Raw genomic sequence first — 26,892 nt, forward strand, 5'->3', positions numbered from 1 at the left:
GCTATTGGCGGCGGCCTCCTCCAGGTAGCCGATGAAGGCCTCCTCGAGGCTCGCGGCCTTGCGTTCGGCCACCAGGTCAGCCGGGCGTCCCTGCGCCAGGACCTTGCCGCGATGCATCATCGACATGCGGTCGCAGCGCTCGGCCTCGTTCATGAAGTGGGTCGACAGAAAGATCGTCACCTTGTCGTCGCGCGACAGGCGGATCATCAGCTCCCAGAAGCCGTCGCGGGCGACCGGGTCCACGCCCGAGGTCGGCTCGTCGAGGATCAGGACCTCCGGCTCGTGCAGCACAGCTACGGCCAGCGACAGGCGCTGGCGGATGCCGAGCGGCAGGCTCTCGGCGAGGGTGTCGGCCACGGTCTCCAGGCCAAATTCCGTCAGCAACTGTTCGACGCGGGCGCGGCCCTGGTCCTCCGGAAGGTCGAACAGGCGCGCGTGCAGCATGAGGTTCTGCCGCACCGTCAGCTCGGTGTAGAGCGAGAAGGCCTGGGACATGAAGCCCACCTGGCGGCGCGCCTCGATGTCGCCGCCTTTCACCGGCGTTCCGAATAACAGCGCCGTACCCTCGGTCGGCGGCAGCAGACCGGTGAGCATCTTCATCGTCGTCGTCTTGCCGCAGCCGTTGGAGCCGAGGAACCCGAAGATCTCCCCGGGTTCGATGCGGAATTCGACGTGGTCGACAGCGGTGAAGTCGCCGAACTTCTGGGTCAGGCCATGGGACTCGATTGCAGGGGTGCCGCCGGTTGAGGTGCGCGGATAGATCACCGGCTCTTTGTGGCCGGCGCGGACCTCTTCCGGGAGCAGCTCGATGAAGGCTTTTTCCAGCGTCGGCTGGTGCGTCCGCTGCTTGACTTCGTCCGGCGTCCCCGTGGCCAGGACCTTGCCGGCGTTCATCGCCACCAGCCAGGCGAACCGCTCAGCTTCGTCCATATAGGCGGTCGCGACCAGCACGCTCATCTGCGGCCGGCGCACGCGTATACGATCGATCAGCTCCCAGAACTGCCGCCTCGCCAGTGGATCCACCCCGGTGGTCGGCTCGTCGAGGATCAAGAGGTCCGGGTCGTGGATCAGCGAGCAGCAGAGTCCCAGCTTCTGCTTCATCCCGCCCGAGAGCTTCCCCGCCGGCCGTTCGCGAAAGGGAGCAAGGTCGGTGCTCACCAGCAGGTCGTCGATGCGCCAGTCGCGCTCCTCGCGGGACTGCCCGAACAGGCGGCCGAAGAAGTCGATATTCTCGAAGACCGAAAGCGTCGGGTAGAGGTTCTTGCCGAGGCCTTGCGGCAAGTAGGCGATCCGCCCCGACACGGACCGACGGAAGCCCGCGTCTGCGATGTCGCCGCCCAGGACGCGGACTTTGCCCGCCTGGATCTTCCGCACGCCTGCGATCATCGCCAGCAGCGTCGATTTGCCGACCCCATCGGGACCGATCAACCCGATCATCCGGTCGGAGGGGATATCCAGGTCGATCCCGTCCAGCGCGACGGCCTTACCGTAAACCTGGCTGACCCCCCTGACGCTGACGACCCAGGATTCAGCCGCGGGATCCATTACTTAGGTCCCCCGGCTCCCGTGGCCTGCCAGAGGTTCGCGGGAACCGGCTTGGTCTGCAGGTCCTTCGGCCAGGAAGCCGCAGGGTCAAAGCGGACGTAGCCCACGCCCGGAATACCGGTCTTCACCAGAGGCCCGAAGGCCTTCAGCCGCTCCTTGTCGATCTGCAGTTTCACCCGGAATGTCAGGTCATGGCGCTCTTCCTGGGTTTCCACCGTCTTGGGCGTGAATTGCGCCATGGGCGATACGAACGAGACGTAGGCGATGATCGGGTATTCCGGCGCGGCATCGAGGACGATACGCGCCTCCGAGCCGACCGGGACCTTGCCGGTGACGCGCTCGGGCAAGAAGACGTACATGTAGACATCGCTGAGATCGGTCAGCGAGTACACGCGACCGCCGGACGCCAGCACTTCGCCAGGTTCGGCCAGGCGGGTCTCGACCCGCGCCTTGATCGGGGAGACCAGTACGGCATCGGCGATCTCGGCCTTCAGCCGCTCAGCGGTGGCCTGCGCGGCGGCGATCTTCGATAAGGTCTGGGTCGCCGAGGCCTGGGAGCCGACCAACTCGGCCTTTGTGGCCAGCATGCGGGCCTGGTCAACTTCGGCTTCCTGCTCGCTGACAGCGCCCTTGGTGACCAGCCCCCTGGACCGCTGGTATTGCTTCTGGGCGAATGTGTAGTCGGCTTTCTTGACGTCGGTCTGGGCCAGCGCGACGTTGCGGCTGTCCTGGGCCGCTACGATCTCCGCCTGCGCCTCGCGCAGTTGCGCCTCAAGGGGCTCGACGTCCATTCGTGCGACCACCTGCCCGGCTTCGACGTTGTCGCCCTCGTTAAGGAGCACCTCCTTGATGCGTCCTGGGTATTTTGCGGCGACATAGACCTGGGTGGCTTCGAGCCGGCCGTTTCCGGCGGCAAATCCGTCCGGAAGCTTCGGCCTGGACAGCAGATACCACGCTAATCCACCACCACCGACGGCCAGAACGAGGACGACTATAAGTATCAATCTTCGCGACATTAGAGCGACCTCATGTGATACGCCGGCTCGGGCCGTCGTTTTCTTCAGTCACACTTGTCCCGTCCGACGGACTCTTGGCGGACGCTCGAAGGTCAATCTATCGCGTGCAGGAGCGGCAGGCGGAATCAGGTGCACTACGGAGACGCAGGGCCCACATGGCCCTAGTGATTGTTTCAGCGGCGCTGTAGCCCCTGCCCAACCCGCATATTCGCCCGGATCGGCGCGCGCGCCTCGCAGGCGAAGAATTTGCCACCGGGCCATGCCCATGGCCGCCCCCAACCGCCTACCAGGGCTCTCAGGGCGCCTATCAGGTCGAACACCTAGTGCTTAGGATTGCGCCTACACTTCTGCAGCCAGTTCGGTCCAGAGCAGGCTGGCGCCCTCGTAGATTTCGACCGAGGTGGCCAGTTTGTTGTCCAGCAGCTCCCTTAGGACCAAGAGGCGCGCCCGAACCTCATCCTCCGCCAGGATGAAGGATAGCGTGGGGACCGATGACCCCGTCACCGACATCAGACATGTGAACGTGCGCAAGGCCCGCTCCTCGAAGCTTTGTCGCGTGGACGGCATCTGTGCCGACTCGGCTTCGGAGACAGGAATCTTGGGGAGGCGAGGCGTCATTCCCGGATGAGCCCCTGCTTGATCGCGTAGCGGATAAGACCAGGTGCGCTACGCACATCGGCCTTGAGCATTGCAGCTGTGCGGTGGGTCTCAACGGTCTTGACGCTGAGCCCCATGGATCGAGCAATCTCCTTGTTGATGTACCCTTCGGAGATGAGCTGCGTGACCTGGCGCTCGCGGCCGGTGAAACGCTCGTCTTCTCCGAGGATGCTCGACACCTGAGCCGAGAGAAAGGGCCGCTGGCTGCCAACAGTGGCGATCCCGGCCTCGATTTCACTTAGCCGGTCTGTCTTGAGAGCATAGCCCAACGCGCCCGCCGCCAGACAAAGCGTCACGGTCTCCCGGTCGTCGTGCATGCTGAACACCAGGATCCTGGTGGACGGACACTCATCGGCCAGGCGGCCAACCAAAGCCGGACAACTGAGCTTCGGCAGGGAGACGTCCACAATCGCAACCCCGGGCGCTTCACGCCGCGCGATCGCCAAAGCCTGGAGCCCGTTTGCGGCCTCGCCGCAAACCTCCCAGTCGTGGTGCGCCGCGATCACTTCCTTCAGGCCGCGACGGACAATCTCGTGATCGTCCGCAACCAAGATGCGCAACATGGAGCAACGCCTCCCGACCCTTGGATAACGGTGGTCACGGCCAAGCCGTATCGGGTGAAACCCCTAGAAGGTTGGCTGTAGGGGCGTAGACCGCACAAACATGCGCCCATCGATCCCGCCTTCGAATCACCCCCAACCCGCCACGACCGACGCTGCCGCTCGGGCGCCGTTGAAACCCGTAGAAGGTTGGCTGTAGGCGCGTAGCCGCACAAACGTCCGCCCATCGATCTCGAACCCTTCGCACCGGCCGCCGCCGACTTTTGAGGCCCTCCTATCCGCCACGAGGTGGCCGGGTCGGACCGGCGCTGTCTCCGCGGGCGCCGTAGAAGGAGGCCTCGCGGGTGAAGTGGTAGGCTGCGGTCTCCAGGCCTTGCCGGGCGATCTCCAGGGCGGCGTAGTCGCGCCCGTAGGGCCGACAGCATCCTTGCAAGGTCCTCAATCGCTCGGCGTAGGGCTCCAGCGCCTGAAACGCCCGGATGGCCTCGGCGCGGTCGCTCAGCCTGCCGTTGCTGTCGCCGCCGCGTTCGGCGTCCGACCGCAGCGCCTGATAAAAATAGGGGCGTCTGGTGAAATGGTAGGCGGCGGCCTCCAGGCCATCGAGGGCTACCAAGAGGGCCATATAGTCGGCGCTCAGCAGCGCGCACTCGCGCTGGAGGTCCAGCAATTGCTGGGCGTGGGCGGCCAACTTGTCGAATTCGCGCACGGCGGCGTCAGGGGGCCCAAGGCCGGAGTACGTCCGATAGACCATCTCAGGCTCGAGGAGCGCTGGGGAACCGGGGAGCAGCCTGCGGGGTGGGGTCGCCAGGCCCATTGAACAGCATCACATCGCCCGCCCCAACGACGCCGAGGATCGGCAGAGACCGGGCAGTTGGTCGGTCGTCGGTGGTGGGCTCGGCCATGGCGATCATTCAAGAACATAAGCAGAACAAACACATGATGGAAAGGCCGCAACACCGTCAAATTCCACATCGAACGCTTATGCGGGGTCGACGTAGACTCTGCGCTTACCGCCGGCGAAAGGGCGCACGATGTCGGATTCAATTGTTGATTTCCCCCTCATGGCGCCAGGCGCCTCAGCGGACAGCTATCCACGGCTTCCAATCGCTGCGCGCTATGTACTGGCTTTGATGTTCGTCGCGGTCGCCACCCTGCTGGCCTTTGTCGTGGATAACTTGATCACGGCCCCGAACCTGACACTCGTCTACGTCCTGCCGGTGATCGGCGCGGCCGTGGCGTTTGGGTGGGGTCCCTCCCTGGCCGCCGCCGTCGCCGGCGTGCTGGCCTTCGACTTCTTCTTCACCGAACCGAAGCTCTCGTTCCTTATCTACAGCCCCTCGGATCTGTGGGCCGCGGCTCTGCTGCTCGTCGTCGCCGCGATCGTTTCCACCCTGGCCGCCCAGGCTCGCAGCCGAGCGGTGGAAGCTCAACGAGCTGCGGAGCAGGCGCAGGCTTTGCAGGCATTGGCGCATGTCATCATCCAGGACCGTCCGCAAGGCGAGGTGCTCGACGCCGCTGCGACCACCCTGGGCGACATCTTCCGGGCGCCGGCGGTGATTTTCATGGATCGCGGCGGGGTGCTGCGACCGGTCGCAAGCGTCGGACGGCCCAAGATCGCCCTTGCGGAAGAAATGGCGGCGCGGGGCGCGCTGGAAACGGGCCTGCCGGCGCGCGCCGGGGTCTACCCCTATGACGATTCCAAACTCGACGTTTGGCCGGTGACGGGGCGCGGCGGCGCAGCCATGGCGCTGGGCGTGAATTTCTCGGGCCGTGAGCGTCCGCTCGCCCCAGAACGAATAGTCGATGTCGTGGCCGCCTATCTGGCCATCGCACTCGGTTCCCAGGCTCCAGCCAGGCGCTAGCGGCCCCTAAAGCGGGCCGTTCCAGCCGCACGCGCTCCCAGCAATGTCGGATTCCGACAACCTTGTTCATCGTTCCGATGAGACGCCAATGCGGGCCGGTTCAGAGACGGAGACAGGCGATGCGGGTCATGCTGTTCGCGATAGCCACCGAGGACAACGAAAAGGGCGAGCCCCCGACGGCCGAGGCGTTCGCAGCGATGGACTGATACACCGAGGAGCGGGGCGAGGCCGGAGTTCTAGTGGCGGCCGCCGGCCTCAAGCGCACCGATCAGGGAAAGCGCGTTCTTCTCGATGGTCCCAATGTAACGGTCATCGATGGGCCGTTCACGGAGACCAAGGAGCTGGTCCCGGCTTCTCGATTTGGGAGGTCAAGGACATGGACGAGGCCGTGGCCTGGGCGAAGTGCTGCCCAAATCCCGCGACGGGCCCGAGCAAGATCGAGATCCGGCCGTTCATGGAGGCGGCGGATCTGGCCGAGTTTCTGACGCCCGAGGAGCTCGCTACGCCCCGTGACGGGGAGCGCGGGAGGCTCGGCCTAGCCTGACACCAGATCTCCGAAGCGGACGGCTCAGCCCGTGCCTGGCCGCGCCGCATCGTCCGCCATGAAGCGGTAGCCGATGCCGGGCTGCGTGAGGACAAGGCGAGGCGCCGAGGGGTCGGGTTCGATCTTCTGGCGCAGCTGGCCGATGAACACCCGAAGGTACTGCATGTCCTCGGCGTGAGCCGGGCCCCAGAGCGAGACCAGCAAGTCCTTGTGCGTCAACACCTTGCCGTCAGCTTCGGCCAGCTTGACGAGCAACTCGTACTCCTTGGGTGACAGGCGCACCGGCTCGCCAGCGCGGGTAACGAGCCGGCGCGGTATGTCGATCGTCAGATCTCCGGCATGCACCACGGGTGGGGGCGCATCGGCCTGGTGGGCCTGACGGCGCATGGATACCCGCAGGCGGGCCAGGAGTTCGCCCACGCGGAACGGCTTTTCCACATAGTCGTCCGCCCCGCCGTCGAGGGCCTCGATCTTCTCCATCTCCCGGTCGCGCGCCGACAGGATGATGATCGGCCCGTTAAAGAAGGCGCGCGCTTTTTGCAGGACCTCCTGGCCGTCGATGTCGGGCAAACCAAGGTCGAGCACCACAGCGTCCGGCGGACGCCGTGCGATTTCCGCCAGCGCCTGGCGGCCGGTGTCCGCCCGGATCGGCTCATACCCGGCGGCGTTCAGCGCAGGCCCCAGGAAGCGGTGCATCTGCGGCTCGTCGTCGACGACCAAGATCCGGAGCTTATGCATTCGCCGCAGCCAGGTTCGCCGCTGCAGGCTCTTTGCGTAGGCTGATCAGGATGCGCGTGCCCCTGCCCTCGTGGATCGGGCTGGCGGCTGCGATGCGCCCGCCCATGGCCTCGACGAAGCCCTTGGAGATGGCCAGGCCCAGGCCCGCGCCCTTTCCGCGATCGCTGGATTCCTCCATGCGGCGGAACCGCTCGAAGACCCGTTCAAGCTCGGCGGTCGGGATGCCGCGCCCTTCGTCCTCGATGCTCAGCACCACGTTGTTGCGATCCTCATAGGCGGCCAATTCGATGACGGAGTCCTCTGGGCTATAGGCGATGGCGTTCTCCAGGATGTTCACCAGCGCCTGCTCAAGCAAGGCGGCGTCCACCTTGATCAGCGGAAGGTCCGGCGGGTAGTCACGCGTCACGCGCCGCTGCGCCAGTCGCCGCGACACCCGCTCCAGGGCCGCACCGAGTACATCGCGCACGTCGACCCAGTCGCTGCGGATATTCAGGCCTCCTCCTTCCAGGCGGGTCATGTCGAGAAGGTTGCCGACGTAGCGGTTCAGTCGCTCGGCTTCCTCACGGATGCTGGTGAGCAGATCGCGGCGCACGGGCTTTTCAAGTGATTCCTCGTACTCAAGGAGCGTCGTCGAGGATCCGAGCACGGTGGCGAGCGGCGTGCGCAAGTCGTGGCTGACCGAGTTCAGAAGAGCCGAACGGAGCTTGTCCGAGCGGCGAAGCGCCTCGGCGTCGGCGGCGTCAGCCGCAAATTCGGCGCGCTCCAGCGCGACCGCGCCCTGATCCAGGAGCGCTGAGACGAACCGTTCGCCGTCCTCACCTTCGACGGCCTTGAGTTCGAAACCCGCCACGCCTGAGCGCGCCTTCACGCCCTGCAAAGGACGGTAGGTCCAGGCCGCGCTGGGCAAGGTGCCCGTGCCGGCCCCAGCCGGCTCGCCATGCTGCCAGGCCCATCGCGCCGCAGCCAGGTCGGCTGCGCCCATCGTCTTCATCGCCGGGGCCCAGGCGACGGGGACCACATCGTCGCCGCCGGGAAGCAGCACGATCGCCTCCCCGCCGGTCGCTGCAGCTAGCTGCTCGGCGAGCGCCTGGGCGGCTTCCTCCCGCGTCGCCGAGGCCGATAGTCGGCGACTGGCCGCCAGGAGCGCAGTGATGGCCGAGGCCCGGCGCGACATCCCAAGGCTCTGATCGCGCACCCGGCCGGTGAGCCAGCCCGTGGTCATCGCGACACCAAAGAACACCACGAAGGTGAGCACGTCGCTGGCGTGGCCGATGGCGATCGACAACCGAGGTTCGAGGAAGAAGAAATTGTAGACAAAGGCGGCGACCGCGGCGGCTGTTACGGCCGGCCAAAGCCCGAAAGCCAGGCCGCTGAGCAGGACGCTGACCAGGAAGATCATCGCCAGGTTCGCGCCGCGCGAAAACTGGTCGATCAGGCCGGCAAGTCCGCCGGCCAGACCCACGAGGCCGATCGAGGCCAGATGGCCACGCCACTGGGTCCAGGTTGGGCGAACCGCTGGCTTTGCGGGCGCCTCGTTATCCGGCTGGCCCTCCTCGGTGATGATGTGGAGCGCCGCGCCCTTCACCTGTTCGGCGAGCGCCGGGATAAGGGCCTGGCCCCACAGCGCCTTCCAGCGCGCCCGATGCGATTGGCCGACCACAATCTGGGTAACGTTGTTTTGGCGCGCATACTCCAGAAGGGTGCCGACCAGATCGTCGCCAGTGAGAACCAGCGTCTTGCCGCCAAGCTGCTCGGCGAGCTTGAAGGCGCTGTTGGTCTTGGCTGCGCCGGCGGCGTCGGGCGACGGCTTGTTGGGCCGTTCCACGTAGGTCACCGTCCAAGGCGCATCCATCATCATGTCGGAAAGCCTGCGGCCAGCCCGGACGAGGCTGGTGGCGACGTTGTCGGGGGCTACCAGCACAAGGATGCGTTCACCGGCGGCCCATGGACCCTCGACGCCGCGCTGGCGCATTGCGTGAAGGAGTTGGTCGTCGACCGTCTGGGCCACACGCCGCAACGCCAGTTCGCGCAGCGCGGTCAGGTTCTCCGGCTTGAAGAAGTTCGTCGCCGCCATCTGGGCGGTCTCGGGCAGGTAAACCTTCCCCTCGCTCAGCCGCTGGCGCAGCTCGTCTGGGGTGATGTCCACGAGCTCGATGTCGTCGGCCCGCGACAAGGCGGAATCGGGGACCGTCTCGCGCTGGCGAACTCCGGTGATCTTCCAGACCAGGTCCACCAGGCTCTCGAGATGCTGCACATTCAGCGTCGTCCAGACGTTGACGCCCGCGGAGAGCAGTTCCTCGACGTCCTGCCAGCGTTTGGGGTGTCGCGATCCGGGCGCGTTGGAGTGGGCGTATTCGTCGACCAACAGAAGGGTCGCCCTTCGCCTCAGCGCCTCATCGATGTCGAATTCGAGGAGCGTGCGGCCTTTATATTCAATGAGTTTGCGGGCCAGGACTTCCTGGCCCTCAAGCAAGGCCTCAGTCTCCCGGCGGCCGTGGGTTTCCACCACCCCGACCAAAACGGCCGCGCCATCCTTGTGGCGACGCGCCGCCTGGGCGAGCATCTCGTAGGTCTTGCCGACCCCCGGCGCCATGCCGAGGAAGACCTTGAGCCGCCCGCGCCCGACCTTGGACGCTTCAGCGAGAAGCGCGTCTGGGTCGGGACGGCGGGGCTCGTCGGGTTTCATCAGGTCTTAGGCGTACTCATCGGCGCGGCGGCGTCCAGCGCCCTGTTGGTCATCAGCACGTTGACGTGCGGCTGACCAACAAACCCCAGGAACGGGTGCTCAACGTGGGCGGCGATGAGCTGGCGGATGACGCCGCTCGATGTGCCACGCGCTTTGGCGATCCGGTCTGCCTGGAGCAGCGCATAGGCCGGCGAAATGTCCGGGTCGAGCCCGGAGGCGGAGGTCGTGATGGCGTCGTCGGGGATCTCGTCGTGGCCAGTCGAGGCGCGAAGGCTCGCCGCGTCGCCCCTGATCCGCTTTGCCAGGTCGGGGTTCAGCGCGCCGTAGTTCGATCCGGACGATCCGGACGCGTCATAGCCGTTGGTTCCGGCGGCCGAGGGGCGCGGATGCAGATATTCATTCTTGGCGAAGGGCTGGGCGATCAGCGCCGAGCCGATAACCTGGCCCTTGCTGTCCTTCACCAGGCTGCCCTCAGCCTGGTAGAGGAAGGCGACCTTGGCGACACCGGTGACCAACAGCGGGTAGCCGATGCCCAGCAGCGCGGTGAACAGCACCGTTGAAACGATCGCGGGACGGATATCGGAGAGCATGTCCTTGGAGCCTTTTTCCTTGGCCTGGTCGATCTAGGCCAGTCCGATGGTGGTGATGATCAGGTCGACGAGCTTGATGCCGACGAACGGCGCGACGACGCCGCCCAGGCCGTAGATCAAAAGGTTGCGCTGCAGCAGCTTCGAGGCCCCGATCGGGCGGTATTTCACGCCTTTCAGCGCCAGCGGCACGAGGGCGATGATGATCAGGGCGTTGAAGATCACCGCCGAAAGGATCGCGCTCTTCGGATTGCCCAAGCGCATTATGTTGAGCGCACCCAGCGCCGGCAACGAGACCACGAAGATCGCCGGGATGATCGCGAAGTACTTGGCCACGTCGTTGGCGATGGAGAAGGTGGTGAGCGCGCCGCGCGTGATCAGCATCTGCTTACCCACCTCGACGATCTCGATGACCTTGGTCGGGTCCGAGTCGAGATCGACCATGTTGCCGGCCTCGCGAGCGGCCTGGGTGCCGGTCTGCATGGCCACGCCGACGTCGGCCTGAGCCAGTGCGGGCGCGTCGTTAGAGCCGTCGCCGCACATGGCGACGAGGCGGCCCTTGTTCTGCTCCTCGCGGATCAACCGCAGCTTGTCCTCCGGCGTCGCCTCGGCGAGGAAATCATCGACGCCGGCCTCCGAGGCGATGGCCGCGGCGGTGACCGGGTTGTCGCCGGTGATCATCACCGTGCGAAGGCCCATGCGGCGAAGGTCGGCGAAGCGTTCCTTCACGCCGGCTTTGACGACGTCCTTCAGGTGAATGACACCGACCAGCACACCGTTCTCGCTGACCGCAAGCGGCGTGCCGCCGGCGCGGGCGATGCGGTCGATCGCGGCGGTGAGTTCGACCGGGGCGTCTGCGGCCGTCAGGCCGACCGTCCGGAAGATTGCGTCGACCGCGCCCTTTCGCCAGCTGTCCCTGCCGGCATCGAGGCCGGAGATCCGCGTCGTGGCGCTGAACGGCACAGGATTCGAGCCCTTGGGCGGCGTGCCCGTCAGGCCTTTCTCGAGCGCCAGGTCGACGATCGAGCGGCCTTCCGGCGTCTCGTCGGCCAGCGAGGCCATCATGGCCGCGTGCAGGGCCGCCTCGGCGCGCACGCCTGGCGCCGGGATCACCTCGCTCGCCATCCGGTTGCCGTGGGTGATGGTGCCGGTCTTGTCGAGCAGCAGGGTGTCCACATCGCCGGACGCCTCGACCGCGCGGCCGGAGGTGGCCAGCACATTGACCTTCAGCAGTCGGTCCATGCCGGCGATGCCGATGGCCGACAAGAGGCCGCCGATCGTGGTCGGGATGAGGCAGATGAAGAGCGCGCCCAGCACCAGCGGATCGAGCTTGACGCCGGAGTACTGGCCCAGGCCGAGAAGGGTCGCCACTGCGATCAGGAAGATCAGGGTCAGGCCCGCCAGCAGGACCGTCAGGGCAAGCTCGTTGGGCGTCTTGCGCCGCTCCGCGCCCTCGACCATGGCGATCATCCGGTCGAGGAAGGTGTTGCCGGCCTCGACGCTGATGCGGACCTTGATCCAGTCCGAGACGACGGTCGTGCCGCCGGTAACGGCGGAACGGTCGCCGCCGCTTTCGCGGATCACCGGCGCGGACTCGCCTGTGATCGCCGCCTCGTTGACGCTCGCCACGCCCTCGACGATGTCGCCGTCCGAGGGGACCATCTCGCCGGCCTCGACGAGGACGATGTCTCCCACCTTCAGCTTGAAAGCGGGCGTGGCGATCCAGGCGTTCGCCGAGCCCGAGAGGAGCTTGGCCTTCACGTCCACTCGCTGGCCGCGCAGGGCGTCGGCGGCGGCCTTGCCGCGGCCCTCGGCGATGCTCTCGGCGAAGTTGGCGAACAGCACCGTGAACCACAGCCACAGCGCGACCTGGAACGCCCACCACGGGTTGGCGCCGGTGGCGATGGCATTGACGGTTGAGACGGTCGCCAGCACCGCGATGATCTCGGTGGCGAGGATAACCGGGTTGCGGGCGAGTTTGCGCGGATCGAGCTTGACGAAGGAGTCTTTGATCGCGCGGGCCATTACACCGGAAGACAGGGTGGTCGAGGCGACCGCGGAGCGGCGCCGGTCACCCAGGTGGACGGTAACGTCGGTCATGGACGTCTGAGCTCCGAGGATCAGGGGTGGGCGATGACATCGAGCACTTGGAAGTGCTCGACGATCGGGCCGAGGGCTTGGGCGGGGAAGAACTCGAGACCGCCGATGATGATGATCACGCCGATCAGCAGGCTGATGAACAGCGGACCGAACGTCGGCAGGGTGCCGGCCGTGGGCTGCAGCTTCGGCTTGCCGGCGATAGAGCCGGCCATGGCCAGGACAGGCACGACATAGGCAAAGCGCCCGAGCAGCATGGCCACGCCCAAGGTCGCGTTCCAGTAGGGCACGTTGGCGCTAAGGCCTGCGAAGGCCGAGCCGTTGTTCCCGGTCGCTGAGGAGTATGCGTAGAGGATCTCCGAAAGACCGTGGGGCCCGGAGTTCTCCAGCGCCTTCAAGGCGACGGGGACCACCGCTGCGACGGCCGAGAAGCCGAGCATGGACAGTGGCAGGATCAGCACCGCCAGCATGGCGAGCTTCACCTCCCGGGCCTCGATCTTCTTGCCCAGATACTCGGGCGTGCGCCCGACCATGAGGCCGCCGACGAAGACTGCGATCAGGGCCATGACCACCATGCCGTAGAGGCCGGAACCCACGCCGCCGGGGAGCATCTCGCCCAACTGGATCATGAACATCGCCACCCCGCCGCCCAGCGGCATGAGGCTGTCATGCATCGCATTGACCCCGCCGTCGGCGGCGCCCGTCGTGAAGGCGGTCCAGGCGGCGGTTGACGGCGCGCCGAAGCGAACCTCCTTGCCCTCCATGTTGACCGCCGTCGCAGCATGCACGGCGTGCATGGCCGGCGCCGGCTGGGTCTCGGTCCAATAAAGAGCAGCTGACGCGGCCAGGACGAAGATCGCCATCACCGCCACCAGGGCGCGAGATTCCCGCTTTGCGAAGGCCACGATCCCGAAGGCGATGACGCAGGCGTAACCCAGGGTGTTCATCGCCACTTCCTCAATGAGGTTGGTGATCGCGTTGGGGTTCTCGAACGGGTGGGCGGAGTTGGCGTTGAAGATGCCGCCGCCGTTGGTGCCGAGCTGCTTGATCATCTCCTGGCTGGCGGTTGGATAGAGCGCGATGGCCTGCTTGCCCCCTTCCAGGCCCACGGCGTTGACGTGCGCCGCCAGGGTCTGCGGCTCACCCAGCGCCACCATGGCGAGCGCTCCAACAATGGAGATCGGCAAGAGTACGTAGAGGCTGATCCGGGTCAGATCGACCCAGAAATTGCCCAGCCCCTCGCCCCGGTTGGCGGCGAAGGCGCGCGCCACGGCGGCGGCCATCGCGATGCCCGCAGCCGCCGAGAGGAAGTTGTGCGACGTCAGCCCGGCCATCTGTGAGAAGGTCGAGACCGTCTGCTCGGGCGTATAGGACTGCCAGTTGGTATTGGTGATGAAGCTGACGGCCGTGTTGAAGGCCAGGTCAGGCGTGAATCCCTTGAACCCTTGCGGGTTGAGTGGGAGCAGATCCTGAAAGCGCAAGATCAGGTAGAGCACAACGAAGCTCGCTGCGCTGAACACCAGCATCGAGACGGTGTAGCCGAACCAGTTCTGGTTCTTGCCCGCGTCGACGCCGAAGGCCTTGTAGAGCACGCCTTCGACTGGGCGCAGCACCGGGTCGAGCCAGGTGCGCTCGCCCTTCAACACCCGCGCCAGGTAGAACCCCAGCGGGAACGCCAGCGCGATCGTTATCGCGATGGTGAACAGGATCTCAGACCAGCCTCGCGCATCCATGGCGAGGTCTCCTTCTCGAAGTGTGGGGCAAATTCGTCATGCGACGAGGAGCGACGGTCGCTGGGGCGCGGTCCAACGAGGACACCCGTGCATCGACCAGTCTGGTTAGAACTTCTCAGGCCGCAGCAGGGCGGCGATCATGTAGATCGCGATAGCCACGCCGCCTGCGCCGTAAAGCAGGATCATCAGCATGGTCAGGCGCGCCTCAAGAGGGCGGCGTAGCCGACGAAGGCGGCGAGCACGCCGACGCCGAGGAGCAAATAGACGAGGTCAATCACAGCGATCTCCGACCATGGGTGGATGGTGACGCTGGTACCGCCGATGCCGCTAAGGGGACCATTCGTAACCGGCTTGCGTGACATCAACGATTCATAAAGACGGCGGCGGCAGCCGGGCGCTTCCTACGGTCCTGGTCCAGATGGCCGCCGACGCCCAGAGCGGGAGCATGGGCCATCCCGACCTTGTAGGCTTCACCGCTCGGGAACCCGCAACCCCTTGAGTATTGCTCAGCCCGAAGCCCTGATCGATCTCAGGGTTGATCCAGGCCTCCATACCCGACCACAGCCGCACGCCTGATGTCGGCCGTTTCCCGGCCCCGAGCCGCGGGGCCGAGGCTGTTGGGGCCGCGATAGGGTGAGCGGAAGGCGAAGTTCGCCTGCTGGACGAAGGTGGCCTGTCCATGAAGCGCCCAAGCCTCGTCGCCCGCTTGCGGCTCCTGCGCCACGGCCGAGCTTGCGATACCGGCAAGCGCGGCCGCCGCCAAGGCAGCCCCGAGGCCCTTCCCCGCCCGCTTATTTGTGGTCGCCGTCGGGGTCAGCTTCGCCTCCATGCCTCTCGTCGACATGGCCTCCGGCCGCCTTTCGCCAGACGTTCGCCGCCGCGCGCGCAAACCGCCTTCCTTGCGGGCGCCACACGATGGTCTTCCTGGGCGGCGTCGATCCGTCGCAGCATGCCCAGTCATTGATGACAGTTTCCCCTACATCCTCCCTGAGAGGATACGGATCAGCTTGACGTATCCTCCCCCAGGGGATAGGTCAAGCGCCCATGGCACACGTCTCGCATGCGACCCATCCCGACATCATCAAGCGGCTGAAGCGAGCCGACGGGCACCTGCGCAACGTCATCAGCATGATGGAGGCCGACCGCCCCTGCATGGACATCGTCCAGCAGCTTCACGCGGTCGAACGCGCCGTCGCCGCCGCCAAAAAGACGCTGATCCATGACCACATCGATCATTGCCTGGCGCACGCCGTCGAGGACGAGGCTCGCGCGCCTCAGTCGACGCTCGAAGAATTCAAAGAAATCACCAAGTACCTGTGAGGCCCCTATGTCCGAGGGCGATTTGACATCCACCCACATCCATCACGAACATGTCTTCCTCGGCCACGCGCACGAGCGTAACGAACAGCGCACCTGGTGGGTCATCGGCCTCTGCGCTGCGATGATGCTCATCGAGATCGTGGGCGGGCTGATGTTCGGCTCGATCGCGCTGGTGGCCGACGGCCTGCACATGTCCACTCACGCCGGCGCCCTGCTCCTGGCGGCGCTCGCCTACACCTTCGCCCGCCGGTACGCGCGAGATCCGCGCTTCTCGTTCGGCACGGGCAAGCTCGGCGACCTGGCCGGCTTCACCAGCGCCATCGTGCTGGCGATGATCGCGCTCTTGATCGGCTACGAGGCGGTCTCGCGGCTGTTCTCGCCTCAGCCGATCCATTTCCGGGAGGCGATACCGATCGCGGTCCTGGGCCTGGGGGTCAATCTCCTCAGCGCCTGGCTTCTGGGCGGCGGGCACGACCACGGCCACCACCATGGTCACGGCCATGACCATGACCATGACCATGACCATGACCATGACCATCACGAGCACGATCACGAGGCCCACGATCATAGCGGCGGGGTTAACCACCACCGCGACAACAACATGCGCGCTGCCTTGGTTCACGTGGTGGCGGACGCGGCGGTCTCGGTGCTGGTGATCGCGGGCCTCGTTCTGGCGCGGCTCTTCGGGTGGGTCTGGATGGACCCGCTGGCAGGCATGGTCGGCGCTCTGGTGATCGCCAGTTGGTCTCTGGGCCTGATCCGGGCCACCGGTGCGATTCTGCTCGACATGAACCCGGACCGGGGCCTCGGTCAGAAAATGCGCGAGGCCATCGAGGCCGGCGGCGACCGGGTGGCGGACCTGCATCTGTGGCGGCTTGGCCCCGGGCACCTGGGCGCCATCGTCTCGGTCGCCACCGACCAGCAACGCCCGTGCAGCCACTATCGCGAGCGCCTGGCGGGCTTTTCTTCCGTCTCCCACCTCACCATCGAAGTGAACTCGGGATCGCCTTCTGCAGCCTAGTCGGCCGTCGGCCTGGTCCGGCATTGTGAATCACTTGTGACGCACCGGAAAACGCCTTGACAGTCGACGACGTGAGCGTCATTTCGCGCCCTGTCGATCATCCTCCCCTGGAGGATGATCGATCCCACCGGAACCCGAGCCCAATGCCCAGCGACAGTAGTCGATCTATCGCGCCGTCAAAGGCGTCCCGCTAGGGCCTCGACGCAGGCTCGCCGCGTGACGCCAAGGGCGGCGTGTCACGAGGTGAGTCATGGTGTTTCTCTCTGGAGAGCGGGTGGGGTCGCACCCGCTGGCGCGGTTCCGCCGCCTGGGCGCGGCGCCATCCTGGGCCGACCTGATCGCGTTCCTGGTGCTGGCCGCCACCGCGGTCTTGATCGTCCGCGGCGCCGGCGAGATGAGCGAGCCGCTATCGCGGCTTCGGATGACGCCGGTCACGCTCGATCCCGCCCGGCTGCCGGAATACGCGCTGCTGACCACACTGCGGATGTTCGCCGCGCTCGCAGCCTCGCTGCTGTTCACCTTTACGGTGGCGACCCTTGCCGCCAAGAGCCGACGCGCCGAGCTGGTGATCGTGCCGGCGCTCGATATCCTGCAGTCGGTGCCGATCCTCGGCTTCCTGACCTTTACGGTCACCTTCTTCATGGGGCTCTTCCCCGGCCGCCAGCTCGGCGTCGAGTGCGCCGCGATCTTCGCGATCTTCACGAGCCAGGCCTGGAATATGGCCTTTTCCTTCTACCAATCGCTGCGCACCATCCCGAACGATCTGGATGAGGTGAGCCGCCAGTTCGGCTTCTCGCCGTGGCGTCGGTTCGTGCGTCTGGAGCTGCCCTTCGCGACGCCAGGCCTCGTCTGGAACGTCATGATGTCGATGTCCGGCGGCTGGTTCTTCGTGGTGGCCTCGGAGGCGATCACCGTCGGCAAAACCACCATCGCCCTGCCGGGGATCGGCTCGTGGCTGGCGCTGTCCATCGAGCGGCAGGATATGCGGGCCGTGGCCATCGGGGTCGGCGTCATGGCCGTGGTGATCCTACTGTACGATCAACTGGTCTTCCGCCCGATCGTGGCCTGGGCCGACAAGTTCCGCTTCGAACAGACCGCCTCGCAGGATCGACCGAGTTCGTGGGTCTACGACCTCGTACGGCGTGTGCGCTGGCTGCGCGGCCTGGTGGGCGCGTTCAATTGGCCAGGCCGGCTGTTGGCCCGGATCGACTGGCCTACGCCACGCCTGCGGTTGCCGCCCGTGCGCCTGGGGCCTGGCGCAACGCGCGCCATCGACGTCCTGTGGGTGGCCGCCGCGGCCCTCGGCGCGATCGCCGCGGTATGGTTCCTCTGGACCTTCATCAGCCGCACGCTGAACGGCCATGACGCCGTCGTGGCCTTCGGCTACGGACTGGCGACGCTCACAAGGGTTGTCGTGCTGATCGCCTTGACCAGCCTGATCTGGGTTCCCATCGGGGTCTGGATCGGATTGCGGCCCGCATGGGCTGAGCGGCTGCAGCCGATCGCCCAGTTCCTGGCCGCCTTCCCCGCCAATGTGCTGTTCCCGTTTGTGGTCGTGGCCATCGTGGCCGTCCACGCCGACCCGAACATCTGGCTCTCGCCGCTGATGGTGCTGGGCACCCAGTGGTACATCCTGTTCAACGTCATCGCCGGCGCCAGCGCCATCCCCAGCGACCTCAAGGAGGCCGCCGGCATCTTCGGCGTCCGCGGCTGGCAGTGGTGGCGCGAGGTCGCGCTGCCTGGGATCTTCCCCTACTACGTGACCGGCGCGATCACCGCCTCCGGCGGCTCGTGGAACGCCAGCATCGTCGCCGAGGCGGTGACCTGGGGCGACAAGCATCTCGAGGCGGTCGGGCTGGGATCCTATATCGCCAAGGCCACCGCCGCCGGCGACTACGGGCGAGTGGCCCTCGGCGTCGCCGTCATGTCGATTTTCGTTATCGCCTTCAACCGTGCCCTCTGGCGGCCGATGTACCGGTTCGCCGAGCGCCGCCTTCGCCTCGACTAGAGGAGGTCCCCATGACCGCCATCGACGATCGCCACCTGCTCGACGTCAAGAATGTCCGCCACCTCTACGGCAAGCCCGGCGGCGGCGGACAGCTCGTCCTCGACGACGTCGACCTGACCCTATTCGACAATGAGATCGTGGGCCTTCTGGGCCGCTCGGGCTCCGGCAAATCTACTCTGCTGCGCTCCATAGCCGGCCTGATCCGCCCGACCTCGGGCGAGGTGACCTTCGCGGGCCCGGCCGAGGGTCGCCAGACCACCGTCAGCATGGTCTTCCAGAGCTTCGCCCTGTTCCCTTGGCTGACCGTGCTGCAGAACGTCGAGGTGGGACTGGAAGCCAAGCGCACGCCCGCCGAGGAGCGGCGCCGACGCGCCCTGGCGGCCATCGACCTGATCGGCCTCGATGGGTTTGAGAACGCCTATCCGAAAGAACTCTCCGGCGGCATGCGCCAGCGCGTGGGCCTCGCCCGCGCGCTTGTCGTGGATCCGACGATACTCTTGATGGATGAGCCGTTCTCGGCCCTGGACGTGCTGACCGCCGAGACCCTGCGCACCGATCTGCTGGACCTGTGGTGCGAGGGGCGCATGGGCACCAAGTCGATCCTGATGGTCACCCACAACATCGAAGAAGCGGTGCTGATGTGCGACCGCATCTTGGTGTTCTCGTCCAATCCCGGGCGGATCACCGCCGAGATCAAGGTCGACCTGCCTCAGCCACGCAACCGTCAGCACCCCGCGTTCCGCAGGTTGGTGGACGATATCTACGCCCGCATGACCCAGCGCGGTTCAAGGGACGAGAAGCTCAACGACGGGCTCTTCCCGGGCATGGGCATCGGCATGGTGCTGCCACGGGTTTCCACCAACACCATGGCGGGCCTGATCGAGGCGGTCAGCGCGCCGCCCTTCAATGGCAAGGCCCACCTTCCGGACCTCGCCGCTGCGCTTCAGTACGAGGCCGACGAGTTGTTCCCGATCGCCGAAATCCTTCAGCTCCTGCGCTTCACCGAACTGGAAGGCGGCGACCTGCGGCTGACCGCTGATGCGCACCGTTACGCCGAGGCCGATGTCGACGGCCGCAAGCAACTCTTCCGCCTGCACCTGAACACCTACGTCCCGCTCGCCGCGCACATCCGCCGGGTGCTCGACGAACGGAAGTCGCACCAGGCGCCGGGCCGCCGGTTTCGCGATGAGTTGGAGGACCTCATGTCGGAAGAAGAGGCGGCTCAAACGCTGCGCGCCGTGACCAACTGGGCGCGCTACGCTGAGGCTTTCGCCTACGACGAGATCGCCGACGTATTCACCCTGGACGACCCGGTGTGACGCCTCCCCTCTTTTTCCTCACTGTGTCTGACCGAGACTTTACGGCCGAGGAACTCTGAGCCGCCTCGGTCTGGGTGTTCGCGCTGGGCTCCTCGCCCAAGAAGGCGCGCACGCCTTCGGTCAGGCGCTCGTGAAATGAGGCCGCGCCAACGGCCTCGACGATGCCGCCCCGCTGCAGCGTGGCCCGAACCGGGTCGCGAACGCGCGCGAAGGTGACCAAGACCCCCACCTCCTTGAGACTATCGATCAGCCTTAGCAGGACATCGCAGGCGCTGCTGTCGACGAAGGTGATCGCGCTGCCATCGATAAGCACCTGTTTGACGGGCGCCGAGGCCTGCGCGATGGCGGACCTCAGCTCACGCTCCATCCGCCCGGCGCTGGCGAAGAACAGGTCGCCGGCAGGATTAAAGATGATCAGCCCCGGGTAGGTCTCAGCCTCGGGATGCAGCCGCACGTCGCGGTAAGCCTGCTCGCCCGGCAGCTTGCCGAGCACGGCGCAGTTCAGGTGGCTCGCCCGATAGATCAACAGCAGAAGCGAAATCACCACGCCGAGCGCGATCCCCTGCAGGACGCCAAAGACCAGTTCACCGGCGAACACGACAGCCACCAGGACGAGTTCCCATGGCGCCTCGCCCGCGAGACTGCGCAGGTAGCTCGGCCTCGAGAGGTGGAGCATGGCGGCGATGACGATCGCGGCCAGGGTCGGATGCGGCAGTCCGCGGAACAGTGGCGTCAGAAAGATCAGTGTGAGGAAACAAAGGAGGGCCGCGACAAGGTTCGCCGCCTGGGTGCGGGCTCCGGCGCCGAGGGCGACCGACGTCTTGGACAGACTGCCGACCGCGAGGAACCCGCCAAAGAGGCCGCTCAGGATGTTGGCGAAGCCATGGGCTCTCAGTTCCTGGTTCGGATCGATGTCGTCCTCGGCCATGGCGGCCTTCGCCGCACCGAGCGCCTCTGCGTAACCGACCAGGACGATGGAGAGAGCTCCCGGCGTCAGGGCCCGTAGCAGCTCCGGCGAGAGGCGCGGGAGAGTAAGACCGGGCAGCCCCGACGGCAGCGGCCCAACGAGGCTGACATGCGCGGCGGCTGGACCCAGGAGAGCGACCAGGGTTGTTGCAGCCACGGCGACGATGATCGCGGCCGGAAGGCGTGGCGAGATGCGGCGCAGCAGCAGCATCGCAGCCAGGCTCGCAAGGCCGGTGATCGCCGCCGCAGTCGGGATCTCGCTGAAGCGGCGCAGGAGAAAGAGAAGCTTGGCGAAGAAATCGCCTTGGGCGCCCTGCAGGCCGACGAGCGCCGCGGCCTGACCGGCAATGGTGATGAAAATCAGGCCTTCGATGAAGCCGCGCATCACCGGAGTTGCGATGAAGGCCGAGACCCAGCCCAACCGCAACGCGCCGAACAGAAGGAAGAAGGCGCCGATCAGCACCGCGAGCGTGCTGGTCAGAACGGCGAAGTCGGCGGAGCCGTGCGCCGCCAAGGCGCCCACGGTCAGGGCCGAGATGACCCCCGTGGCGGTGTCCGGACCGACCACCAGGACCCGCGATGTCCCAAACACTGCGTAGGCGACCAGCGGGGGAACAAGCGTGTAGAGCCCCATGATCGCCGGCACGCCGATGATGCCGGCGTAGGCCATACCCTCCGGGACCATGACCGCCCAGAGCGCGAGGCCCGCCAGAAGGTCGACGGAGATCCAGGCCGGCTGATAGCGCGGAAGCCATTGGGTGATCGGGGCAAAGCGCGTCCACGACCCGGCGGGAGAGGAACCAAGAGCCATGCCCAGACGTCCACGCAAGCCCGCCGGCGGCGGCGCCGGCACAGCTGCGGGATGGTCAAGGAGTAAGGCAGCCTTGTCCATGCATTGCTCTGGCCTCCAATGATCCGCGCAATTGGGAGACAGATCACTCTGGTCTGGGCGTCGTCGGGGTCTGCGGTCGGGAACGCCAGCCTGGCGGCGGGCGCTCATTCCGTGCCTTCTGCCGACTCGTGCAGCAGATGATGGGCGCCCTAGCCGATCGGCACGCCGATGATGGCCTTCAGGATCAGGTGGTCCTCGGGCCGTCCATAGCCCGTGCCGACGCCAAGGTTCAGGTCCCACTTGCCCAGGGACTTGTCCATGATCAGGAAGAGCTGCTGGTCGTTCTCCCCTAGCCGGCCGAAGCGTTCGGCGTCGCCGAGGCCGTTATAACTCTCGAAGCCCAGGTCGAAGTCCTCGCCGAATTTGCGGGTGACCATGGTGGCGAGCTGATAGCTGGCGGGGCCCTTGGCGGGGCCCGAGACCGCCCAGTCGATGTTGAGGTTCCCGGAGAAGGTCCAGGGCCCGGAGCGGTAGCCGGCGATGCCCTTCAGCTCGGCGTTCCAGGGGTTGATATCCAAGTCGCGGCGCACCTGGCCCAGTTCGAAGTTCACGCCCCAGAAGAAGGGATCGTCCGCATCATGCGGAGCAATGAACTTGAGGCGCCCCTTCACCCCGCCGATCTCGCCGTGGCCGCGATCGTCGAAGGTCATCAGCGGCAGATAGGCGCCAAGCTCGATGGTTTTAGTCAGGCCGTAAGCCCACTCGGGCGTCACCCGAAGGCGGCCCTGGGAAGCCTGTTCCCCGAGGTAGTCGACGTTGGCTCCGCGGCCACGCGGCACGTCGTTGACGTGGACGTCCAGGCCGAACGCGCCCTTGGCCAGCATGTCGTCGATATAGACCTGGATCTCTTCGTCGGCGGCTCGCGCCGTTGTCGCCAGGCTCGCCAATGCCAAAGCAAGCGCCAAACCTTGCGACTTCGCCCCCATCGGCCCCTTCATCTCTTCGGATAGCGGTCCGGCATACACCCGCCGACACTCTGACGCCGCGAAAACAGCTTTAGGAGGCGTGATGTTGAACCGAAATCCGGAACTGGACACCCTGAGGCGGAAGGGCCGATGGCCCGATCAGCCAGGAACCTCAACCTGACTTGACGCCGCGCGCCAGGCGGACGGGCCTCCCTAGGCCATAGAGTCCCATGTCGGCGTGGACGCCTCATAAGCCGCCCATGCCGCCTTAAGTCTCGCCTTTCGGGATGGGTGGCTGGGCGCCGTGCCGCCAGGCGCCAGCCGTTCCACAAGATGCGCTCCGACATCGTCGTCATTGAGGTCGCCGAGGATGCCGCTCAGGTCCGACAACGCGATGAAGTAGGCGTCGATCGGCTCACGACCTGACAGCTGCGCAAACGCCTCGCTCGCATAGCGCAGCACCTTGACGTCTCCGCGCAGCACATGGCGGCGCCGCGCGTGCAGGCGCGTTATATGGCGGCCATCGGCGCGGACTTGAGCGTCCAGGTCCCGCAGCGCCGGCAGGACCAAGCCCTCTACCGCGACGTCGCCATCGAGGTCGGCTGCCGCTTCCAGCAGCCAGGCCTCCAGACCATCCACCAGGACGCTGGCCCTCGCCGAGCGCAAGGCCGCCACAGCGGCTGCGACGCTGTCCCGACGCGCCAGGGTGACGAGGCCAAACAGAAGATCCTCAGAGCGGGTTTGCGGACCCCAGTTCTGCCGCTTCGCAATGACGATACGTTCCAGCAAGACATCGAGATCACGCAGGCCGCTCAGCCGGCGCACAAGCCATTTCAGCTCGCGTTGAGCCCATTTCGCGTCTGGAGGCGGCAGCGCCGGTCCGAACATCCAGAGCGCGGCACGCAGGCGCCGCGCCGCGCCGCGCAGGCCGTGGACGTTGAGATCGTCAGGTTCGGCGAGGAACGCTTGGCGCCGGCGCGCCAGATCGCTCGCCAGGGGCTGGCAGACGGCGAGGAACCCGGCTTGAAGAAACGGACCTTCTCCCGTCGCCCTGCGGCGTTCGATCCGCACGGTCGGTGTCGGCCCGCGGCGGCCGGCCCGGCCCGCCTGGCGAGGCGTTGCGGGCTTCCCCCCCGTGACCTTGCGATGCAGCGACACGCTGGCCTCCTGTCTGACCTCTGAACCCGACCACGACCGAAACATCCCCGCCTTGCGCGAGATCAAGCAGCGCCGTTGTTGCCGGTTTGGCCAAGTGCATGCGGATTGAGGAGGCGGACGGCCCGCGACAGGATTTTGCTGCGGCAAGAGCCGAACGCGCCACAGACTCGTCGTCGGCCAATTCGGAGCTCACAAAGCGGGTCAGGGCGAACGGGCATCGGCTTCCTAGGCTCGCTTGGCGCTGCCGCGCCGCGCCGCGGCGTCAAGAAGCCTTTCCCGCGTAGAATAGATTCCCAGAACCAAAATGAAGGCTGCGAAGCCGGCCAGGACCAGGAAGAGAAAGGGCGTCATGAATGCCTCCTTGAGCTGGAGGCAGCCTGTCAGGCTTGGCCGTGGGCGCTTTGATCGAGGTCAACCCGCGTGTACCCGCGGGGCTTTTTCCGATTGACTCAGCGCAAGGCGGACCCCTGCGAAAGGCTGTCTGTTGGAAGGGTCCGCTTCCCAGTCCCGCCTGCCGGGCGGGCCACAAAGAAGGAGCCCCTCATGACGACCATTGTTCGCGACGCGCCTTCCCACAATCGTCTGGCCCCGGCGCAAGGCGCCTGGCGCACCCTCATTACCCACGTTCAGCCGGACGCCGACGCCCGGCCGCGGCTCGCGGTCGCTGCGGACCTGGCTCGAAGGCTGGACGCAACGCTGCTGGGGGTGGGCGCCGAAATGGTGCAACCCATCGCGGTGAGCGATCCCTACGGACTGATGGGCGGTGAGTTCGTCTCGGCGTTCCTGGAGATGGTCCAGGAAAACATGAAACACGCGAACGAAGCTTTCCGGGAAGCGACCGCCGACGTGCGCAGCGAGTGGGTGGCCGTCCAGGACCGGCCCGACCACGCCATGACGCGCCTTTCGCGGGGCGCGGACCTGATCGTCGCCGGGGGCGCTTCGCGGAAGGAACGTGATAGCTTTCGCCTGTGCGATACGGGCGAACTGATCGTCCGCAGCGGCCGGCCGGTGCTCGTCGCGCCGCCGGGCGACAGCAAGCTCGCCGCCGAGGCCATCGTCATCGCCTGGAAGGACACCCGCGAGGCCCGCCGAGCGCTTGCCGACAGCCTTCCGATCCTCAAATGCGCGGACGATGTCGTCCTGCTCGAGGTCTGTGGACGCGACGATGCGACCGATGTCGGCGTGCATCACGCCGCGATCGTCCGCCATCTCGCCAGCCACGGCGTCGCCGCCCGCAGCAAGGTGGTCCCGGCCGGTGACCAAGCCGAGGCTGCAGACCACCTGCAGGCCGAGGCGCACGCGACCGGCGCAGACCTGATCGTCGCCGGCGGCTACGGCCATAGCCGGATGGGCGAATGGGCGTTCGGCGGCCTCACGGCTGAATTGCTGATCGACCCTCAGAGGTTCGTACTGTTCAGCCACTAGAACCTGGACGGCCCGGCGCGTGAGGTCCGCCCCTGAGCATGCCAGGGGATCTGTCGCCGCCGCGACGACCGGCGAGGTGCGTCGCGCGCAGAGGAGTTGATGCATGTCTATCCAACGATCCAGACTGCGCGCCGCTGGCCTTGCGCTGGCGTTCTGCGCCACCGCGGCTGTTGCGGCCGGCCGTCCTGCGGTTCCCCCCTTGCCGGCGTTCGACCCAGCTCAGCAGCGCGGCCACGATTTCGCGATGCGTCGCTGCTCGGGCTGCCACACGGTGGGGCTCGACGACGGCGGCGCGCAGGAAGGTCCGGCGTTCCGCAAACTCTCGATGCGCTACAATGCGCTATCTCTGGAGCGTCGCTTCAAAGAGGTCTCTCGGCACGGCGTCGACCGCATGCCGCCGATCGCGATCACCCACGCCGAAGCTGAGGACCTTGTCGCCTACTTCGACACCCTGCACAGCAACTAACCCTGAGGCCGCCGCCCAGGCGCGAAAATCGATGGAGAGCTACCGCTAGCGCAATGTGCCCTGTGACGCCTCCGCCCCGATCGGACGAACAGAAATCTCGCTCGTGACCTCAAGCAGCAGCGGCAGACCTGGGCCGCGGGCCAGATCGATCAGGGAGATCAGCTTCGGTGTGATCTGCAGGACTGCGCAGGACTGCTCGCGAGGCGCGAAGAGCGACTGCTCGGGATAGCGCCTCCTTATGAGCTCGTTGAGCCGCTGGATTTCCTGCAACTCGGTCACGGGGCTGGCGCTTCCTGCGAGAGAAAGCCCGCGCAGTCGCCCGCGATCATCGTGACCGACGGCGATCGAAACCCTGGGATCGCGCTCGATGTTGGCCAGCTTCTGGCTGGTGCGCCCTACAGTGCAATAGATCGTCAGGTCGTCATGAGCATACCCAACGATCGTGACCTGCGGCCATCCGTCGGCGCGCAGGGTTGCAAGTGACAGGATGCGATGCTCGTCGAGAATCTCCAGGACCTGCGCCTTGAGGTCCGGAGCCGGCGTCTGAGTTGACTTCGCCATCTCAGTCTCCTTCCCAGGGTCGGCGATATCTAGCGCCAATGTCTCTGGATCCGCATCGAAAAGGCGGCCGGCCGCAACAGCCGCGACATGGGCCTGTGGGACGCCCTACGGATCGTCAGGGTCGCGTTTCCGATGGGGATTCCGGTTCGAGCGCGGATCGGACCCAGGCGAGGCGGTTCACTAGCCCGGTCCCGACCAACCCCCGCCGCGACAGTTCGTCCATCGGCGTCGGATGACGTCAGATGCGAATCAAATGTCGCGATATGAAAAACCGCGTTCGCCGAATGAAATAACGTCGTTTGCAGACGCCGAGCCGTAATTCCGCATTCGGTTTTGAGCGGCCCGCTACCCGTCCAAAGGACCCAAGCCATGCCTATGCCTCATGTGCAATTCGTCAAGGCGCGACTTCTCGCGTCCCCGGCCAGCACGCCTCTAGCTTTCTTCTGGGCGGCCACGGCGGCCATGACGCCGACCCTGATCCGGGCCTCGCTGGACGGGTTGGTCGCAGACACCACCTTTCCGACCTATTTCCCCTTCGTCCTGCTGGCCGCGGTCTTTCTCGGCTGGCGCCCCGCCATGTTTACGGCGGCCCTCTCGGCGCTCGCCGCCAACTACCTGTTCATGGGCCCGCAGCACGAGCTCTTCGCCACGGTGCAAGACACTGCGGGAACGCTCGTGTTCCTGGCCTCCGCCATCGTCGTGATCTTCGCCACCGAGACGCTAAGAAGCGCCCACCTGGCAGCGAACCTCGACCGCAGGCTGCTGTGCCTCGCGCGATCCGCTGCCCGGCCAATGACGAGAGGTTGAGGCGGCCTGATCGGCGCGT

The 26,892-nt window shown here is 66.3% G+C and carries 28 protein-coding genes; 9 read left to right on the top strand and 19 right to left on the bottom strand.

Annotated features, from left to right (window positions below):
• The 6 genes from VGI62_RS17095 to VGI62_RS17120 all read right to left on the bottom strand — a co-directional run.
• Positions 1-1,545: ATP-binding cassette domain-containing protein (locus VGI62_RS17095; RefSeq protein WP_331505738.1), on the bottom strand; the 1,545-nt coding region annotated here is incomplete at its 3' end.
• Positions 1,545-2,561, bottom strand: coding sequence for an HlyD family secretion protein (locus VGI62_RS17100; RefSeq protein ID WP_331505739.1), 1,017 nt, complete (start codon positions 2,559-2,561; stop codon positions 1,545-1,547). The genes VGI62_RS17095 and VGI62_RS17100, both read right to left, overlap by 1 nt.
• A gap of 339 nt (positions 2,562-2,900) precedes the next feature.
• The gene (locus VGI62_RS17105) at positions 2,901-3,092 is read right to left on the bottom strand and encodes a hypothetical protein (RefSeq protein ID WP_331505740.1); all 192 of its coding nucleotides are present in this window, start codon (positions 3,090-3,092) and stop codon (positions 2,901-2,903) included.
• A gap of 83 nt (positions 3,093-3,175) precedes the next feature.
• Positions 3,176-3,781, bottom strand: a complete 606-nt coding sequence (locus VGI62_RS17110) for a response regulator transcription factor (RefSeq protein WP_331505741.1) — start codon at positions 3,779-3,781, stop codon at positions 3,176-3,178.
• A 271-nt stretch (positions 3,782-4,052) separates the two neighbouring features.
• Positions 4,053-4,529: a hypothetical protein gene (locus VGI62_RS17115; RefSeq protein WP_331505742.1), complete on the bottom strand. Its 477-nt coding sequence runs from the start codon at positions 4,527-4,529 to the stop codon at positions 4,053-4,055.
• 1 nt (position 4,530) lies between these two features.
• Entirely contained in the window at positions 4,531-4,680 is a 150-nt protein-coding gene (locus tag VGI62_RS17120; protein WP_331505743.1) for a hypothetical protein, read from the bottom strand.
• A 129-nt stretch (positions 4,681-4,809) separates the two neighbouring features.
• On the opposite strand from VGI62_RS17120, the gene VGI62_RS17125 reads away from it, so the two are divergent.
• Together VGI62_RS17125 and VGI62_RS17130 are read left to right on the top strand one after the other, a co-directional pair.
• On the top strand, positions 4,810-5,640 hold the full coding sequence (locus VGI62_RS17125; RefSeq protein ID WP_331505744.1) for a DUF4118 domain-containing protein: 831 nt from the start codon (positions 4,810-4,812) through the stop codon (positions 5,638-5,640).
• 376 nt (positions 5,641-6,016) lie between these two features.
• A complete protein-coding gene (locus VGI62_RS17130) occupies positions 6,017-6,184 on the top strand; it encodes a hypothetical protein (RefSeq protein ID WP_331505746.1) in 168 nt (55 codons plus the stop codon).
• Between the two features lie 24 nt (positions 6,185-6,208).
• Here the strand turns inward: VGI62_RS17130 and VGI62_RS17135 are convergent, their stop codons facing one another.
• The 8 genes from VGI62_RS17135 to VGI62_RS17165 form a co-directional block, all read right to left on the bottom strand.
• Positions 6,209-6,922 (bottom strand): response regulator, encoded by a 714-nt coding sequence (locus VGI62_RS17135; RefSeq protein ID WP_331505747.1) that lies wholly within the window; start codon positions 6,920-6,922, stop codon positions 6,209-6,211.
• On the bottom strand, positions 6,915-9,608 hold the full coding sequence (locus VGI62_RS17140) for a sensor histidine kinase KdpD (protein WP_331505748.1): 2,694 nt from the start codon (positions 9,606-9,608) through the stop codon (positions 6,915-6,917). The genes VGI62_RS17135 and VGI62_RS17140 overlap by 8 nt, the downstream gene beginning before the upstream one ends.
• Positions 9,608-10,198 carry a potassium-transporting ATPase subunit KdpC gene (gene kdpC / locus VGI62_RS17145; RefSeq protein ID WP_331505749.1) on the bottom strand — a complete coding sequence of 197 codons (591 nt, stop codon included), beginning with the start codon at positions 10,196-10,198 and terminating at the stop codon, positions 9,608-9,610. The genes VGI62_RS17140 and kdpC overlap by 1 nt, the downstream gene beginning before the upstream one ends.
• 33 nt (positions 10,199-10,231) lie before the next feature.
• Positions 10,232-12,295, bottom strand: a complete 2,064-nt coding sequence (gene kdpB, locus VGI62_RS17150; protein WP_331505750.1) for a potassium-transporting ATPase subunit KdpB — start codon at positions 12,293-12,295, stop codon at positions 10,232-10,234.
• Between the two features lie 20 nt (positions 12,296-12,315).
• Positions 12,316-14,025: a potassium-transporting ATPase subunit KdpA gene (kdpA, locus tag VGI62_RS17155; RefSeq protein ID WP_331505751.1), complete on the bottom strand. Its 1,710-nt coding sequence runs from the start codon at positions 14,023-14,025 to the stop codon at positions 12,316-12,318.
• A 105-nt stretch (positions 14,026-14,130) separates the two neighbouring features.
• The gene (locus tag VGI62_RS22485) at positions 14,131-14,217 is read right to left on the bottom strand and encodes a potassium-transporting ATPase subunit F (protein WP_414695700.1); all 87 of its coding nucleotides are present in this window, start codon (positions 14,215-14,217) and stop codon (positions 14,131-14,133) included.
• Positions 14,218-14,219: 2 nt separating this feature from the next.
• Positions 14,220-14,387: a hypothetical protein gene (locus VGI62_RS17160; protein WP_331505752.1), complete on the bottom strand. Its 168-nt coding sequence runs from the start codon at positions 14,385-14,387 to the stop codon at positions 14,220-14,222.
• Positions 14,388-14,554: 167 nt separating this feature from the next.
• On the bottom strand, positions 14,555-14,869 hold the full coding sequence (locus tag VGI62_RS17165) for a hypothetical protein (protein WP_331505753.1): 315 nt from the start codon (positions 14,867-14,869) through the stop codon (positions 14,555-14,557).
• Positions 14,870-15,069: 200 nt separating this feature from the next.
• Here VGI62_RS17165 and VGI62_RS17170 point away from each other — a divergent pair, with 200 nt between their 5' ends.
• The 4 genes from VGI62_RS17170 (at position 15,070) to VGI62_RS17185 (ending at position 19,693) form a co-directional block, all read left to right on the top strand.
• The gene (locus VGI62_RS17170) at positions 15,070-15,345 is read left to right on the top strand and encodes a metal-sensing transcriptional repressor (RefSeq protein ID WP_331505754.1); all 276 of its coding nucleotides are present in this window, start codon (positions 15,070-15,072) and stop codon (positions 15,343-15,345) included.
• Between the two features lie 7 nt (positions 15,346-15,352).
• On the top strand, positions 15,353-16,366 hold the full coding sequence (gene dmeF, locus VGI62_RS17175) for a CDF family Co(II)/Ni(II) efflux transporter DmeF (RefSeq protein ID WP_331505755.1): 1,014 nt from the start codon (positions 15,353-15,355) through the stop codon (positions 16,364-16,366).
• A 250-nt stretch (positions 16,367-16,616) separates the two neighbouring features.
• Complete coding sequence (locus VGI62_RS17180; RefSeq protein WP_331505756.1) at positions 16,617-18,374, top strand: ABC transporter permease subunit; 1,758 nt, start codon at positions 16,617-16,619, stop codon at positions 18,372-18,374.
• 11 nt (positions 18,375-18,385) lie between these two features.
• A complete protein-coding gene (locus tag VGI62_RS17185) occupies positions 18,386-19,693 on the top strand; it encodes a nitrate/sulfonate/bicarbonate ABC transporter ATP-binding protein (protein ID WP_331505757.1) in 1,308 nt (435 codons plus the stop codon).
• On the opposite strand, the gene VGI62_RS17190 is transcribed toward VGI62_RS17185, so the two are convergent.
• The 4 genes from VGI62_RS17190 to VGI62_RS17205 form a co-directional block, all read right to left on the bottom strand.
• Positions 19,671-21,551, bottom strand: a complete 1,881-nt coding sequence (locus tag VGI62_RS17190) for a SulP family inorganic anion transporter (RefSeq protein ID WP_331505758.1) — start codon at positions 21,549-21,551, stop codon at positions 19,671-19,673. The two genes, VGI62_RS17185 and VGI62_RS17190, sit on opposite strands and share 23 nt — an antisense overlap.
• 149 nt (positions 21,552-21,700) lie before the next feature.
• Positions 21,701-22,456 carry a hypothetical protein gene (locus VGI62_RS17195; RefSeq protein ID WP_331505759.1) on the bottom strand — a complete coding sequence of 252 codons (756 nt, stop codon included), beginning with the start codon at positions 22,454-22,456 and terminating at the stop codon, positions 21,701-21,703.
• 213 nt (positions 22,457-22,669) lie between these two features.
• Entirely contained in the window at positions 22,670-23,614 is a 945-nt protein-coding gene (locus tag VGI62_RS17200) for a CHAD domain-containing protein (protein WP_331505760.1), read from the bottom strand.
• A gap of 225 nt (positions 23,615-23,839) precedes the next feature.
• Positions 23,840-23,965, bottom strand: a complete 126-nt coding sequence (locus VGI62_RS17205; RefSeq protein ID WP_331505761.1) for a hypothetical protein — start codon at positions 23,963-23,965, stop codon at positions 23,840-23,842.
• 192 nt (positions 23,966-24,157) lie between these two features.
• On the opposite strand from VGI62_RS17205, the gene VGI62_RS17210 reads away from it, so the two are divergent.
• Positions 24,158-25,039, top strand: a complete 882-nt coding sequence (locus VGI62_RS17210) for a universal stress protein (RefSeq protein ID WP_331505762.1) — start codon at positions 24,158-24,160, stop codon at positions 25,037-25,039.
• Between the two features lie 103 nt (positions 25,040-25,142).
• A complete protein-coding gene (locus VGI62_RS17215; protein ID WP_331505763.1) occupies positions 25,143-25,505 on the top strand; it encodes a c-type cytochrome in 363 nt (120 codons plus the stop codon).
• Between the two features lie 45 nt (positions 25,506-25,550).
• Here the strand turns inward: VGI62_RS17215 and VGI62_RS17220 are convergent, their stop codons facing one another.
• Positions 25,551-26,066 (bottom strand): pyridoxamine 5'-phosphate oxidase family protein, encoded by a 516-nt coding sequence (locus tag VGI62_RS17220; protein ID WP_331505764.1) that lies wholly within the window; start codon positions 26,064-26,066, stop codon positions 25,551-25,553.
• 369 nt (positions 26,067-26,435) lie between these two features.
• Here VGI62_RS17220 and VGI62_RS17225 point away from each other — a divergent pair, with 369 nt between their 5' ends.
• Positions 26,436-26,873: a DUF4118 domain-containing protein gene (locus VGI62_RS17225; RefSeq protein ID WP_331505765.1), complete on the top strand. Its 438-nt coding sequence runs from the start codon at positions 26,436-26,438 to the stop codon at positions 26,871-26,873.
• Positions 26,874-26,892 lie beyond the last annotated feature (19 nt).

Origin of the sequence: Phenylobacterium sp., assembly GCF_036495085.1 — a bacterium.
GTDB lineage: Bacteria > Pseudomonadota > Alphaproteobacteria > Caulobacterales > Caulobacteraceae > Phenylobacterium.

Bases quoted from the DNA above. Each gene is read 5' to 3' on its own strand.
- VGI62_RS17205 (WP_331505761.1), bottom strand. From the start codon at position 23,965: ATGACGCCCTTTCTCTTCCTGGTCCTGGCCGGCTTCGCAGCCTTCATT.
- VGI62_RS17225 (WP_331505765.1), top strand. From the start codon at position 26,436: ATGCCTATGCCTCATGTGCAATTCGTCAAGGCGCGACTTCTCGCGTCC.
- VGI62_RS17220 (WP_331505764.1), bottom strand. From the start codon at position 26,066: ATGGCGAAGTCAACTCAGACGCCGGCTCCGGACCTCAAGGCGCAGGTC.
- VGI62_RS17215 (WP_331505763.1), top strand. From the start codon at position 25,143: ATGTCTATCCAACGATCCAGACTGCGCGCCGCTGGCCTTGCGCTGGCG.
- VGI62_RS17170 (WP_331505754.1), top strand. From the start codon at position 15,070: ATGGCACACGTCTCGCATGCGACCCATCCCGACATCATCAAGCGGCTG.
- VGI62_RS17130 (WP_331505746.1), top strand. From the start codon at position 6,017: ATGGACGAGGCCGTGGCCTGGGCGAAGTGCTGCCCAAATCCCGCGACG.
- VGI62_RS17135 (WP_331505747.1), bottom strand. From the start codon at position 6,922: ATGCATAAGCTCCGGATCTTGGTCGTCGACGACGAGCCGCAGATGCAC.
- dmeF (WP_331505755.1), top strand. From the start codon at position 15,353: ATGTCCGAGGGCGATTTGACATCCACCCACATCCATCACGAACATGTC.
- VGI62_RS17125 (WP_331505744.1), top strand. From the start codon at position 4,810: ATGTCGGATTCAATTGTTGATTTCCCCCTCATGGCGCCAGGCGCCTCA.
- VGI62_RS17165 (WP_331505753.1), bottom strand. From the start codon at position 14,869: ATGTCGACGAGAGGCATGGAGGCGAAGCTGACCCCGACGGCGACCACA.
- VGI62_RS17100 (WP_331505739.1), bottom strand. From the start codon at position 2,561: ATGTCGCGAAGATTGATACTTATAGTCGTCCTCGTTCTGGCCGTCGGT.
- kdpB (WP_331505750.1), bottom strand. From the start codon at position 12,295: ATGACCGACGTTACCGTCCACCTGGGTGACCGGCGCCGCTCCGCGGTC.
- VGI62_RS17210 (WP_331505762.1), top strand. From the start codon at position 24,158: ATGACGACCATTGTTCGCGACGCGCCTTCCCACAATCGTCTGGCCCCG.
- VGI62_RS17120 (WP_331505743.1), bottom strand. From the start codon at position 4,680: ATGGCCGAGCCCACCACCGACGACCGACCAACTGCCCGGTCTCTGCCG.
- kdpC (WP_331505749.1), bottom strand. From the start codon at position 10,198: ATGCTCTCCGATATCCGTCCCGCGATCGTTTCAACGGTGCTGTTCACC.
- VGI62_RS17140 (WP_331505748.1), bottom strand. From the start codon at position 9,608: ATGAAACCCGACGAGCCCCGCCGTCCCGACCCAGACGCGCTTCTCGCT.
- VGI62_RS17115 (WP_331505742.1), bottom strand. From the start codon at position 4,529: ATGGTCTATCGGACGTACTCCGGCCTTGGGCCCCCTGACGCCGCCGTG.
- VGI62_RS17160 (WP_331505752.1), bottom strand. From the start codon at position 14,387: ATGTCACGCAAGCCGGTTACGAATGGTCCCCTTAGCGGCATCGGCGGT.
- kdpA (WP_331505751.1), bottom strand. From the start codon at position 14,025: ATGGATGCGCGAGGCTGGTCTGAGATCCTGTTCACCATCGCGATAACG.
- VGI62_RS17180 (WP_331505756.1), top strand. From the start codon at position 16,617: ATGGTGTTTCTCTCTGGAGAGCGGGTGGGGTCGCACCCGCTGGCGCGG.
- VGI62_RS17190 (WP_331505758.1), bottom strand. From the start codon at position 21,551: ATGGACAAGGCTGCCTTACTCCTTGACCATCCCGCAGCTGTGCCGGCG.
- VGI62_RS17185 (WP_331505757.1), top strand. From the start codon at position 18,386: ATGACCGCCATCGACGATCGCCACCTGCTCGACGTCAAGAATGTCCGC.
- VGI62_RS17110 (WP_331505741.1), bottom strand. From the start codon at position 3,781: ATGTTGCGCATCTTGGTTGCGGACGATCACGAGATTGTCCGTCGCGGC.
- VGI62_RS22485 (WP_414695700.1), bottom strand. From the start codon at position 14,217: ATGCTGATGATCCTGCTTTACGGCGCAGGCGGCGTGGCTATCGCGATC.